Origin of the sequence: Ciceribacter sp. L1K22 (assembly GCF_017599385.1) — a bacterium.
Lineage (GTDB): Bacteria > Pseudomonadota > Alphaproteobacteria > Rhizobiales > Rhizobiaceae > Allorhizobium.
The window spans coordinates 276,390-289,373 of sequence record NZ_JAGFPK010000001.1 but is presented as its reverse complement, the minus strand read 5'-3'; the positions used below and the strand labels follow the sequence as shown (position 1 = coordinate 289,373).

At 61.0% G+C, this 12,984-nt stretch carries 13 protein-coding genes; all 13 read left to right on the top strand.

The genetic code is table 11. The annotated features are described in order from the left end of the window. Positions 1–8: 8 nt before the first annotated feature. The 13 genes from flgG (at position 9) to J5J09_RS01230 (ending at position 12,984) form a co-directional block, all read left to right on the top strand. Positions 9–797, top strand: coding sequence for a flagellar basal-body rod protein FlgG (gene flgG / locus J5J09_RS01290; RefSeq protein ID WP_208547917.1), 789 nt, complete (start codon positions 9–11; stop codon positions 795–797). Positions 798–817: 20 nt separating this feature from the next. After that, positions 818–1,303 carry a flagellar basal body P-ring formation chaperone FlgA gene (gene flgA / locus J5J09_RS01285; protein WP_208547916.1) on the top strand — a complete coding sequence of 162 codons (486 nt, stop codon included), beginning with the start codon at positions 818–820 and terminating at the stop codon, positions 1,301–1,303. Further along, the gene (locus J5J09_RS01280; protein WP_208547915.1) at positions 1,300–2,424 is read left to right on the top strand and encodes a flagellar basal body P-ring protein FlgI; all 1,125 of its coding nucleotides are present in this window, start codon (positions 1,300–1,302) and stop codon (positions 2,422–2,424) included. The genes flgA and J5J09_RS01280 overlap by 4 nt, the downstream gene beginning before the upstream one ends. Positions 2,425–2,504: 80 nt before the next feature. Then, a complete protein-coding gene (locus J5J09_RS01275) occupies positions 2,505–2,978 on the top strand; it encodes a MotE family protein (RefSeq protein WP_246745881.1) in 474 nt (157 codons plus the stop codon). Then, entirely contained in the window at positions 2,975–3,694 is a 720-nt protein-coding gene (gene flgH, locus J5J09_RS01270; protein ID WP_208547913.1) for a flagellar basal body L-ring protein FlgH, read from the top strand. The genes J5J09_RS01275 and flgH overlap by 4 nt, the downstream gene beginning before the upstream one ends. A 45-nt stretch (positions 3,695–3,739) precedes the next feature. After that, on the top strand, positions 3,740–4,252 hold the full coding sequence (locus J5J09_RS01265) for a flagellar basal body-associated FliL family protein (RefSeq protein WP_208547912.1): 513 nt from the start codon (positions 3,740–3,742) through the stop codon (positions 4,250–4,252). After that, positions 4,249–4,983 carry a flagellar type III secretion system pore protein FliP gene (gene fliP / locus J5J09_RS01260; RefSeq protein ID WP_208547911.1) on the top strand — a complete coding sequence of 245 codons (735 nt, stop codon included), beginning with the start codon at positions 4,249–4,251 and terminating at the stop codon, positions 4,981–4,983. Before J5J09_RS01265 ends, fliP begins: the two co-directional genes overlap by 4 nt. A 223-nt stretch (positions 4,984–5,206) precedes the next feature. Further along, positions 5,207–6,385: a flagellin gene (locus J5J09_RS01255; protein WP_208547910.1), complete on the top strand. Its 1,179-nt coding sequence runs from the start codon at positions 5,207–5,209 to the stop codon at positions 6,383–6,385. A gap of 239 nt (positions 6,386–6,624) precedes the next feature. Next, on the top strand, positions 6,625–7,809 hold the full coding sequence (locus J5J09_RS01250) for a flagellin (RefSeq protein WP_208547909.1): 1,185 nt from the start codon (positions 6,625–6,627) through the stop codon (positions 7,807–7,809). Positions 7,810–8,353: 544 nt separating this feature from the next. After that, positions 8,354–9,526 carry a flagellin gene (locus J5J09_RS01245; protein WP_208547908.1) on the top strand — a complete coding sequence of 391 codons (1,173 nt, stop codon included), beginning with the start codon at positions 8,354–8,356 and terminating at the stop codon, positions 9,524–9,526. A 281-nt stretch (positions 9,527–9,807) separates the two neighbouring features. Continuing rightward, positions 9,808–10,776, top strand: a complete 969-nt coding sequence (locus J5J09_RS01240; protein WP_208547907.1) for a flagellin — start codon at positions 9,808–9,810, stop codon at positions 10,774–10,776. A gap of 247 nt (positions 10,777–11,023) precedes the next feature. Further along, positions 11,024–11,659: a GTPase gene (locus J5J09_RS01235; protein WP_208547906.1), complete on the top strand. Its 636-nt coding sequence runs from the start codon at positions 11,024–11,026 to the stop codon at positions 11,657–11,659. Further along, a complete protein-coding gene (locus J5J09_RS01230; protein ID WP_208547905.1) occupies positions 11,656–12,984 on the top strand; it encodes a MotB family protein in 1,329 nt (442 codons plus the stop codon). The genes J5J09_RS01235 and J5J09_RS01230 overlap by 4 nt, the downstream gene beginning before the upstream one ends.

The window sequence follows — 12,984 nt, the reverse complement described above, 5'->3', positions numbered from 1 at the left end:
GACGTAAAATGAGAGCGCTTGCTATCGCCGCCACGGGTATGGACGCCCAGCAGACCAATCTTGAGGTCATCGCCAACAACATCGCCAACATCAACACGACGGGCTACAAGCGCGCGCGTGCCGAGTTCGCCGACCTTCTCTACCAGACAGAGCGCGCCCAGGGCGTGCCGAACCGTGCGAACCAGGCGATCGTGCCGGAAGGCGCCAATATCGGCCTCGGCGTACAGACCTCGGCTGTCCGAAACATCCACAGTCAAGGCGAACTGACCCAGACGACCAACGAACTGGATGTCGCCCTGATCGGTCGCGGCTGGTTCCAGATCCAGTCGCCCGACGGCACGACGCTCTACAGCCGCGCCGGCGCTTTCAACAAGGGTCCGGACGGCCAGCTTGTGACGATCGATGGTTATGCGGTTGTCCCCGGCATCATCGTCCCCGATGACGCGAGCGAGATATCCATCAGCCGCACCGGCACGGTATCGGCTCGCCTGGGTAACGATACCGACTTCACCGAACTCGGCCAGCTCACGATCGCCAACTTCGTCAACGAGGCCGGCCTCAAGCCGCTCGGCGACAACCTGTTCGCTGAGACCGCCGCATCGGGCGAGCCGATCGTCGCGGCGCCGGAAGATCCGGGCTTCGGCTACATCAAGCAGGGCTATCTCGAAGCGTCCAACGTCGACGCGGTAAAGGAAATCACCGACCTCATCTCCGCGCAGCGTGCCTACGAGATGAATTCGAAGGTCATCACCACTGCCGACGAAATGGCCCAGATCGTCAGCAAAAACCTGAAGTAAGACAATGGAGGTGGTCGAACATGACGTTTTACCGCAAATGGATCGATGAACGGATCGCGGCGGCATTGATCGCTGTCGCCATGCTGCTCCTCGGATCGGTGGCAACGGCCACCGCTCAGGTCCGCTATGCCGTCGTGCCCACCGCCATCATCTATCCCGGCGAGGAAATTTCGCCGACACAGGTCGAGGAGGTGGAAATCACCAATCCGAACCTCGCCGGCGGTTATGCCGATTCGATGACTCAGGTCATCGGCATGGTGACGAAGCGCACGCTTCTGCCCGGCCGCACGATTCCCGTTTCGGCGCTGCGCGAACCCTTTGCGGTCAAGCGCGGCACAAATCTCCGGCTCACCTTCGCAATCGGCAACATGATGATTTCCGCCGCCGGCTCGCCGCTGCAGGACGCGGCAATAGGCGATGTGATCAAGGTCAGAAATCTCGACTCGGGTGTGATCGTCACAGGCACGGTCATGGCTGACGGTACTGTTCAGGTGATTGCACGATGAGAGTCTTCCGTTTCGCACTTGTGCTTCTGCACACGCTCGCGCTCGGGCTTGCGCCGCTGCCGGCAGGCGCCGCCGGCGGCACGTCGCGCATCAAGGACATAGCCTCGCTGCAATCCGGCCGCGACAACCAGCTGATCGGCTACGGCCTGATCGTCGGCCTGCAGGGAACCGGCGATAGCCTTCGCGCCTCGCCGTTCACCGAACAATCCATGCGCGCTATGCTGCAGAACCTCGGCATCTCGACCCAGGGCGGCCAGTCGAATGCCAAGAACACCGCTGCCGTCATGGTCACGGCCAACCTTCCGCCTTTTGCGAGCCCCGGCAGTCGTATCGACGCAACGGTGAGCTCGCTGGGCGACGCGACCTCGCTGCGCGGCGGCACGCTGATCATGACCTCGCTGTCCGGCGCCGACGGCCAAATCTACGCCGTCGCGCAAGGGTCAATCATCGTCTCCGGCTTCAGTGCACAGGGTCAGGCAGCATCTGTGACCGAAGGTGTCACGACGGCTGGCCGAGTACCAAACGGCGCAATCGTCGAGCGCGAACTGCCGTCCAAGTTCAAGGACGCCATCAACCTCGTCTTGCAGCTCCGCAACCCGGACTTTACCACCGCAATAGGCATTGCCGATACGATCAACGCCTATGCGCGCGCCAACTATGGCGCACCGATCGCAGAGGCGCGCGATTCGCAGGAAGTCGTCGTCGAAAAGCCGAGGACCGCGGATCTTGCGCGCCTGATGGCCGATATCGAAAACCTCGTTGTCGAAACGGACACGCCGGCCAAGGTGGTCATCAACGAACGGACCGGTACCATCGTCATCGGCGCCGATGTCCGCGTCGCCAAGGTTGCGGTGAGCTACGGCACGCTGACCGTCCAGGTCACGGAAACCCCGCAAGTCATCCAGCCTGAGCCGTTCTCGCGCGGCCAGACGGCGATCCAGCCGCAGACCGATATTCTCGCCCAGAAGGAAGGCGGCAACGTCGCCATCGTCGAGGGGCCGGATCTGCGCACCCTCGTCGCCGGCCTCAACAATATCGGCGTCAAGCCCGACGGCATCATCGCGATCCTCCAGGGGATCAAGTCGGCCGGCGCCCTTCAAGCGGAGCTCGTCCTGCAATGATCGCAGCACATCGTCTGAAGTCCATCCGTCCCCTCGGTTATGCCGTCGTTTCCAGTCTGCTTATCGGCGTCGCTTGGACCATGGCTCCGGCCGTGGCGGTTTCCCAGGAAGCCGCCGTGCCGCAGCCGTCGGTCCTTGATGCGGTCACGCAGGAAGAAATCCAGAAGTTCTGCACATCGATCGCCGATCCGGCCCGCGATCAGCGCTACCTCCTGCAGAAGCAGGAGCTGGAGCAGCTCCAGGCCGGTGTCGACAGCCGTATTGCCGTGCTTGAGGAGCGGAAAGCCGAATACGAGGACTGGCTGAAACGCCGCAACGATTTCATGAAGCAGGCCGAGGGCCAGCTGGTGGAAATCTACAAGAAGATGCCGGCGGACGCCGCCGCGCCGCAGCTCCAGGAAACCGATGCAATCCTGGCCGCCGCCATCATCATGAAACTTCCTCCGCGTCAGTCGAGCCTCATCCTCGCTGAAATGGAGCCGACAAAGGCCGCCACGGTCGCCTCGATCATGTCGAGCGCCGGTGACCCCACCACATCGAAGGACCCGACATGAACACTCGTATTCCGGCCGTTCTGGCTCTCGTAGTCCTGGCGGGTTGCCAAAGCCAGACGGTCAAGGAAATCGGCAACGCGCCGGCGATGAGCCCGATCGGCAGCGGTCTGCGCTATAGCCAGACGCCGCAGATGGCACTCTACCCTAAGCAGCCCCAGCAGGTGGCGCGCGGCTACTCGCTGTGGAGCGACAGTCAGTCGGCGCTCTTCAAGGACGCGCGGGCGCTGAATGTCGGCGACATCCTCACCGTCAACATTCAGATCAACGACAAGGCCTCGTTCGAAAACGCGACCGATCGCAGCCGTACCAATTCGACAGGCCTTAAATGGGGCCTCAATGTCCAGAACTTCCTGGGCTTCTCGACGGATGCCGGCTCCACCGGCGATCTCGGGTCGGACTCCGATACGAGTTCCAAGGGCAAGGGCAAGACAGAACGGTCCGAGAAGCTGACGCTCCTGGTCGCGGCCGTCGTCACCGGTGTGCTGGAAAACGGCAATCTCTTGATCAGCGGTTCGCAGGAGGTTCGCGTCAACCACGAAATCCGCATCCTCAACGTCGCCGGTATCGTTCGGCCGCAGGATGTCGATGCCGACAACACGATCTCCTACGAGCGCATCGCCGAGGCCCGCATCTCCTACGGCGGCCGTGGCCGCCTGACCGAAGTTCAGCAGCCGCCGATCGGCCAGCAGGTCGTCGACATCTACTCGCCCTTCTAAGGAGGGCGGGTTCAAGGGCAGAGCGCCACGCCAGGAAAGCCGGACATGGAAGCCGAGGAAACCGAACAGAAGAAAAAGACATCTCCGATGGTCATGATGATCGTGGCCATCGCGATCCTCACGCTGCTGGGCGCCGGTGGCGGCTGGGTCGTGGGCGGCATGATCGCGCCGAAGGTGCAGGTCGCCGAGGACGAGGCGAAGAAAGCTGCCGAGGCGGCGGGAGGTCACGGCGGGGGCAAGGAAGAAGAAGGCCTGCCACACGTCGCCACCGAGGCGAACGGTATCGTTCAGCTCGAGCCCATCACTACCAATCTCGCCTATCCGTCCGAAAACTGGATTCGTCTCGAGGTTGCTCTGCTGTTCAAGGGCGCTCCTGACGTCGTTATCGCCGAGAGCATCCACCAGGATATCCTCGCCTATCTGCGCACCGTCTCCCTCCAGCAGGTCGAGGGGCCGCGTGGCTTTCAATATTTGAAGGATGACATCCAGGAGCGTGTTGACCTCCGCTCCGAAGGACGAGTAACGAAGGTGATGTTCAGGACCTTCGTGATCGAATGATTCGATTCCTATTTCTCTTCGCCGTCATGATGGCGGTACCGGAGCTTGCGCACGCTCAGCAACTCCCCAACATCTTCAACGAGCCGATCGACGGCTCGGTCGCGGCCTGGATTATCCGTACCTTCGGATTGCTGACCGTTCTTTCGGTCGCCCCCGGCATCCTGATCATGGTGACGAGCTTTCCGCGCTTCATCATCGCCTTTTCGATCCTGCGCTCCGGCATGGGACTTGCGACCACGCCGTCCAACATGATCCTGGTCAGCCTGGCGCTGTTCATGACCTTCTACGTCATGGCGCCTACCATGGACCGGGCCTGGAGCGATGGCGCCCAACCGCTGCTCGACAATCAGATCACCGAGGCGGAGGCCATCCAGCGCATCGCCGAGCCGTTCCGCACCTTCATGCAGGCGAATACCCGCGACAAGGATCTCGCCCTCTTCGTCGATATCGCCAACGAACGCGGCCAGACGACGATCACCGAGGGCCGTGTCGACTACCGCGTCCTGATCCCTGCCTTCATGCTGTCGGAAATCCGCCGCGGCTTCGAGATCGGCTTCCTCGTCATCCTGCCGTTCCTGGTCATCGACCTGATTGTCGCAACAATCACCATGGCCATGGGTATGATGATGCTACCGCCGACATCGATTTCGCTTCCCTTCAAGGTCCTGTTCTTCGTGCTGATCGATGGCTGGAACCTGATGGTCGGAAGCCTGGTGCGATCCTTCGCCTGACAACCTTATCGATTCAATCCTTGTTTACTATGCACGCGAGACGAGTCCCTCTGGACCCGTTCTGTTAAGGCGTTGGCAATAATTGGCTGTGATTTTTGAACTCACACGACCGGTCTGGGAGCCGCTGCGGGCGGCACCAAATGGCATGATGCCGACGGTCTGTGACCGGTAAGTATTCAGTCCGGTATGTCCCCATCAGTATTTCGTTTTAAGGGACACTTAAATGACCAGCATTCTGACCAACAACGCAGCAATGGCTGCGCTGGAAACCCTCCGCTCCATCTCGTCGAATCTCGACAAGACCCAGGCTCGCGTTTCGTCCGGCCTGCGCGTCGGCACCGCGTCCGACAACGCCGCCTATTGGTCGATCGCGACCACCATGCGTTCGGACAATATGGCGCTTTCCACCGTTTCCGACGCCCTCGGCCTCGGCGCCGCAAAGGTCGACACGGCCTATGCCGGTATGGAATCGGCTGTTGAAGTCGTAAAGGAAATCAAGGCCAAGCTCGTTGCCGCGACCGAAGACGGCGTCGACAAGGACAAGATCCAGGAAGAAATCTCGCAGCTCCAGGACCAGCTCATCTCGATCGCCGAATCGGCATCGTTCAACGGCGAGAACTGGCTGCAGACCGACCTGACGGCTGCCGGCGGCACCGAAACCAAGAGCGTCATCGGTTCCTTCGTCCGCACCGACAGCAGCGTCAGCGTCCAGAAGGTGAACTATGAACTGTCGACGACCTCGGTCCTGTTCGACACCGGCGGCGACACCGGCATTCTCGATGCCACGACCACCATCGATGGCGACGCTGTTACCCTGAACATCAACGTTGCAGGTGTGACCTCGGCCTACACGGTTGCTGCTTTCACAACCGAAGACGTTATCACCAACGGCGCTGGCTCCTCGACCTTCGATGGCAACTACGCCAGTGACGGCACGTCCGACTACGTCAAGGTCGCCGATGACACCTGGGTTCTGGCCGTCGATCAGACAGGCGTCACGGATCAGGAAGTCGCCTATGAAGACTCGACGAATGCCCTGTGGGCTGTTGATCTGGCATCGGCTCCAGTCAATACAACGGCATCCGTATCGACCCTTACCATCGACAACAATACCACCGCTGCCCAGCTCGATGGTATGATCCAGATGGTAGACGACGCTCTGTCGCTGATGACCAGCGCGACGGCCGACCTCGGCTCGATCAGCATGCGCATCGACATGCAGAGCGAGTTCCTCGGCAAGCTGTCCGACTCGATCGAAGCCGGTGTTGGTCGTCTCGTCGACGCCGACATGAACGAGGAATCGACCCGCCTGAAGGCACTGCAGACCCAGCAGCAGCTTGCCATCCAGTCGCTGTCGATCGCCAACTCGTCGACCGACGTCATCCTGCAGCTCTTCCGTTAATCGGAAGTCCGCAGACCCTGATTTCAGGCATTTTGAGCACGCCGCGCCCTTGGGCGCGGCGTGTTTACTTTTGTTAACGGCCGTTTAGCTTTTGTTAACCATGTTTAAGTTAGATCAAAGCATCGAAACGACGGGTTAACACACCTTAAAAGAACGTTAGCAGGCATGAATGCTGACCGTCGTTCCCGGTGCCATCCGGAATGTCCCTTCCCAATCGCCAATCAAGGGGCACTATTTAAATGACCAGCATCCTTACCAACGTCGCGGCCATGGCCGCTCTCCAGACTCTCCGCACGATCGACGCCAGCATGGAAGAAACCCAGGCCCGCGTCTCGTCCGGCCTGCGGGTTGGCACAGCCTCCGACAACGCCGCATACTGGTCTATCGCGACCACCATGCGCTCCGACAACATGGCACTGTCGGCTGTCGAAGACGCCCTCGGTCTCGGCGCCGCCAAGATCGACACCGCCTACGCAGGGATGGAAACGGCCGTTGAGGTCGTGAAAGAAATCAAGGCCAAGCTCGTCGCCGCGACCGAAGAAGGCGTCGACAAGAACAAGATCCAGGAAGAAATCGCGCAGTTGCAGGACCAACTGGTGAGCATTGCCGAAGGCGCTTCGTTCTCCGGCGAGAATTGGCTGCAGGCAGACCTCGCCGCAAGCGGCGGCTTCGAGACGAAGAGCGTTGTCGGCTCCTTTATCCGCGACGAGACCGGTGCTGTCTCGGTCAAGAAGATCGATTACGAGCTGAGCTCCGCAACAGTCCTGTTCGACACCGGCGGTAACGACGGCATTCTCGATACCGAATACTCGCTCGAAGGCAATAGCGTTACGCTCAGCATCAATATCGGTGGCGTCACCTCCGCCTACACCGTCGCTGCATTCACGACCGATGAAGTCATTGCCCTGGGTGCCGGTGCCTCTACGTTCGACGGCAGCTACGCCAACGACGGCACCAGCGACTATGTCAAGGTCGCGGACGATACCTGGGTTCTTGCCGTCGACCAGACGACGGTGCCGACGCAGGAGGTTGCTTTCCAGGATTCGACGACGGCCCTTTGGGCGGTCGACACGACATCCACAGCCGGTACGACCTCGACGTCGGTCTCGACGCTCAGCATCAGCAACAATACCACCGAGGGGCAGATCGATGCGCTGGTGCAGATGGTCGATGACGCTCTGGAGGATATGATCAGCGCAACCGCCGACCTTGGCTCTATCGGAATGAGAATTGAGATGCAGCAGAACTTCGTCGCGTCCCTCACGGACTCCATCGACTCGGGCATCGGCCGTCTGGTCGACGCGGATATGAACGAGGAATCGACCCGGCTGAAGGCCCTGCAGACGCAGCAGCAGCTGGCGATCCAGTCGCTCTCCATCGCCAACACCGCCTCGGAAAACATCCTGACGCTCTTCCGTCAGTAAGCGGGATAGCCGGGCGCATAGCCCGCCACCCTACGAAACTTTGGAAACTGGCCGCACCGGCAACGGTGCGGCCAGTTTTGTTTGTCTTCCGTCCCTGGAAATCCCGCGTCGTCTGCCGCGACCGGTCTGTAAAAAAAATCGGGAAAAATTTAACCGTCGGGACCTGACAAACCGCAAGGCCATGCATCCGCAATCGTTAACGGGCGGGAACGGTTGGTCCGGGCAGGATCGGCGGCTTATGCCCGGAAAACAAGGAGATCCATCCAAAGCGCCGTGGCACCACCGGTTAACGGCCGCGATCGCTGGAGGTCCGTTTGTTAAGGAAGCGGAAATATCCACTAATAAACGGTTACCTTCAGTTACGTTTTATTAAGTAAAATCAGTAACTTGCTTCACCAATGATTAACCATGGCCCGGCTACGGTCCTCCCATCGAACGGGGGTTAACCCAGCCACAGGGGCGTTAACATGCATGATGCACGTCACCCGTTCCCGGTAAAATCCGGAATGTCCCTGTCTAACATTTCGCCAAGGGGCACATCATTATGACGAGTATTCTGACCAACGTCGCGGCTATGGCTGCACTCTCCACCCTGCGTTCGATTTCTTCCGGCCTGGAAGAAACGCAGGCTCGCGTTTCCTCCGGTCTGCGCGTCGGCGAGGCTTCGGACAACGCCGCCTACTGGTCGATCGCAACCACCATGCGTTCCGACAACATGGCCCTTTCGGCCGTGTCGGATGCCCTCGGCCTCGGCGCTGCTAAGGTCGACACCGCTTACGCCGGTATGGAGTCGGCGATCGAAGTGGTAAAGGAAATCAAGGCCAAGCTCGTTGCCGCAACCGAAGACGGCGTCGACAAGGACAAGATCCAGGAAGAAATCTCCCAGCTACAGGATCAGCTCCGCTCGATCTCGGAAGCTGCTTCGTTCTCCGGCGAGAACTGGCTGCAGGCTGACGTAACATCCACACAGACCAAGAGCGTCGTCGGCTCCTTCGTCCGTGACGATGCCGGCAATGTATCGGTCAAGAAGGTTGATTATGAACTGTCGACCCAGACCGTTCTGTTCGACACCGCCGGCGACACCGGCATTCTCGACAACATCACCTCGATCGAAGGCAATGCGATTAGCCTCAACATCAACGTTGCCGGCGTTGTTTCTTCCTATTCTGTTGCCTCTTTTGACACGGATTACGTGATCGCACAGGGCGGCGGCGCATCGACCTTCGACGGCAACTACGCCAACGACGGCACGTCCGACTACGTCAAGGTTGCCGACGACACATGGGTTGTCGCCGTAGACCAGACCACGGTCGCCGATCAGGAAGTGGCCTTCGAAGACTCGACCACCGCATTGTGGGCGGTCGACCTGACGTCGGTACCGACCACCACCAACACATCTGTCGACACCCTGGTCATCGACAACAACACCACTGCCGCTCAGCTTGACGGCATGATCCAGATGGTCGACGACGCCCTGACGCTGATGACCAGCGCCGCTGCTGAACTCGGCTCGATCGGCATGCGTATCGACATGCAGACCGAGTTCGTCAACAGCCTGTCGGACTCGATCGACTCGGGTGTTGGTCGTCTCGTCGACGCTGACATGAACGAAGAATCGACCCGCCTGAAGGCCTTGCAGACCCAGCAGCAGCTCGCCATCCAGTCGCTGTCGATCGCGAACTCCTCTTCGGAAGTTATCCTCTCGCTGTTCCGTTAATCGGCAGCTTAAGGATCAGGCATCCTCTGAAATGGCCGCGCCCTCCCGGGGGCGCGGCTTTCGTTTTCCGGGCCTTGCGCGAGGCTTTAGGCGTGTGTCCGGAAAGCCAAATACTACCCTTCCCAGCCTTGCCAAGCCCGTCTGCGCCTTGTTAAATGCGACCGTTAACGATTTGTTAACGTTTGACGGGAGCCGCGCGTTGCGCGTGGCCAGCATGATGCCCGCCCGTCAGCACCGGACTTCGCGCCGGATGTTTTTCGACGCGCAACAGGGCTTCATAGATGACAAGTATCTTGACCAATGCGGCGGCCATGGCCGCGCTGCAGACCCTCCGGGCCATCGACAGCAGTCTCGAGACGACGCAGCGCCGCGTATCCTCGGGTTACCGCGTCGAGACCGCGGCGGACAATGCCGCCTATTGGTCGATCGCCACCACGATGCGCTCCGACAATGCCTCGCTTTCGACCGTGTCGGACGCCCTTGGCCTCGGTGCCGCGACTGTCGATACCGCCTACACCGCGCTCGACAACGTCATCGACGTGATGACGGAGATCAAGGCCAAGCTGGTGGCCGCGCGCGAGCCGGGTGTCGACAAGGGCAAGATCAACGATGAAATGGACGAGCTGAAGAACCAGCTGATCTCGACCACGCAGTCGGCGTCCTTCTCGGGCCAGAACTGGCTCTACAACACCGATACCGGGCCACTGGGCACAAAGCAGGTCGTGTCCTCCTTCGTCCGCAACGCCGACGGCAGCGTCGAGGTGACAACCCTCGACTTCGACACCGAGAACTCCGTTTTGATCGACACCGAGGATGCCGAACGCGGCCTCCTGACGATGACGGTTGACGCGGATCTGCTGACGTCGACACCGACCGGCACTGCGCGCGAATACTATCTGCTCGACGTTGGCTCCACCACCGCCGCCACCGGTACCGAGATCACCATCGACAACACGACCGACGACGACACGCTCGACGACATGATCCGCGTGGTCGACAGCCTCCTCGAGCAACTGACCGACGCGGCCTCGACCCTTGGCGCGATCATTACGCGCATCGAGATGCAGGACCAGTTCGTCTCCAACCTCATGGACGTGATCGACAAAGGTGTCGGACGACTTGTCGATGCCGACATGAACGAGGAATCGACCAAGCTCAAGGCGCTGCAGACCCAGCAGCAGCTCGGCATCCAGGCGCTCTCCATCGCCAACACCAGCGCCGAGAAAATCCTGATGCTGTTCCAGCAGTAATCTGAAGCCTGCCGCTCCGCCCCGGTCGACAACCGTGGGGTAGGGCGGCAACCCCGTCATTAACCCTCGCACAAGTTTGGTCCCTTAACCTTCGAGGACGATGGAGTTTGAACGCCGCGCCGACGACCGGTGTCGGCCGACACGAGTGGATCGAAGCTGTTATGATGACAAGCCGCCATTGGAGACCGAAGCACGGCGCTGCAAGCGTCGCGCCGTTCCGTTGCCGCCAGCGCCATGGAGAGCGATCATGAGCGTGCACCTCTCGCGTTATCTGAAAGATTTCTCCGCGCCGGCACCGATGCCCGAGCCCGAATTGTCCATGGCTTTCGACACGCTCGACGATCCATTCCCGGCGCTCGATGCGCCGGAGCCTGTTGACGTCGAGGAAGAGCGCCGCAAGGCCTATGCCGAGGGTTACGAGGTTGCAACCGCCGAACTGACCGCCCGTTACACGGCCGAGCGCGTCGAGGTCGAGGCCGCGCATGCCGAAGAACTCAAGCGCATCGAGGAAGACCGCGATGTGAAGTGGGCGGACGCGATCGCCCGCAGTCTCAAGCGACTTGCCGCGGACCTGTCGGCCGCCGTCAGTGACGAGGTCGCCAGAGGTATTGCGCCCTTCCTGGAAGAAGAGATCGCGACGAAGGCCGTCGCCGAACTCGCAGCCAAGGTCGAGGCCGCGATCATCGCCGGTTCGGCCGGCACGATCGTCGTCAAGGGCCCAGAGACCCTGTTCGAGAAATTGAAGACCGCATTGCCGGAAGCGGCCGAGACGCTCCGCCATGTCCCGGCGGACGATCTCGATCTCTCGGTCGAGATCGGCGAGGCGGTGCTCGTGACCCGCATCTCGGCCTGGACCGCCAGCCTTAGGAAAGTGATGGGATGAGCGACAGCGAGAACCACCACCACGGCAAGAACGAAATCCTGATCATCAAGCGCCACGGCGGCGGTGATCACGACGGTCACCACGGCGGTGCCTGGAAGATCGCGTATGCCGACTTCATGACCGCGATGATGGCCTTCTTCCTCGTCATGTGGCTGGTCAATGCCGCCAACGAGGAAACCAAGGCCTCGGTCGCAAGCTATTTCAATCCGATCAAACTGTCCGACGAGAGCCCGACCAAGAAGGGCATCGAGAAGCCCGTCGATCAGGCCGAAGGCGAGCAGAAGCAGGAACGTTCCGAAGTCGACGCGGACGCCAAGACCGAAGGTTCGGCCGCCGCCACAGGTGAGGATCAGACCTCCAGCTCCGGCGACCAGCAGAACTATTCCGAGGCGGACTTCTTCGAAAATCCCTATTCGGTCCTGGCCGAGATCGCCCAGGAAGTCGGCCAGCAGGCCAATGTCAGCGCCAAGGGCGAGGGCGGTGCGGCCGATTCCGGCCCCAGCACGGGAGCCGACGGTGGTGAAGCTTACCGCGATCCCTTCGATCCGGACTTCTGGACGCAGCAGGTGCAGAAGTCGGATGGTGAGCCCGGTCCGGTGCCCTCAACAGCACCGCAGGCCGGCCAGACCGATCCCGCCAACCCGCAGGATCCCCTGGCAGCGCAGCCGCAGGTCGCCATGCTGCCAAAGGACAAGCCCCGCGAACTCCAGGTCGTCAAGCCGGAGGAGCAGCCAGCCGACCAGCCGGTCGAGCAGCCTTCCGAGGTCACCGAGACCAACGACGGCAAGACGAATGTCGACACCGCGCTGAGCAGCGAGGATGCAACGGATCTCGCCGAGAAGCAGGCGTTCGAACGGCAGGTTGCCGCGGCCGACCAGTTGAAGGCACAGATCGAGAAGGAAATCGGCGGCGTCGCCGGCAAGCTCGCCGAAGGCCTGATCGTGACGCCTGCCGAAGGCGGCATCCTCGTAAGCATTTCCGACCAGTCCGACAGCGCCATGTTCAATGTCGGCTCGGCCGTCCCCCGCAAGGAGATGGTGCTGGCCATGGAACGCATCGGCAAGCTCCTGGAGCAGCAGCAGGGACGTATCGTTATCCGCGGGCATACGGATGGTCGCCAATTCAAGGGGACGGAAAACGACAACTGGCGCCTCTCGATGGCCCGCGCCCACAGCGCCTATTACATGCTGGTGCGTGGTGGCCTCAGCGAAGGTCGCGTCGAGCAGGTCACCGGCTATGCCGATCGTCGTCTTCTCGTGCCGGACGATCCGCTGGCCGATGCCAACCGCCGCATCGAAATCCTGATCGAGGCGGAGCAAGGCTGA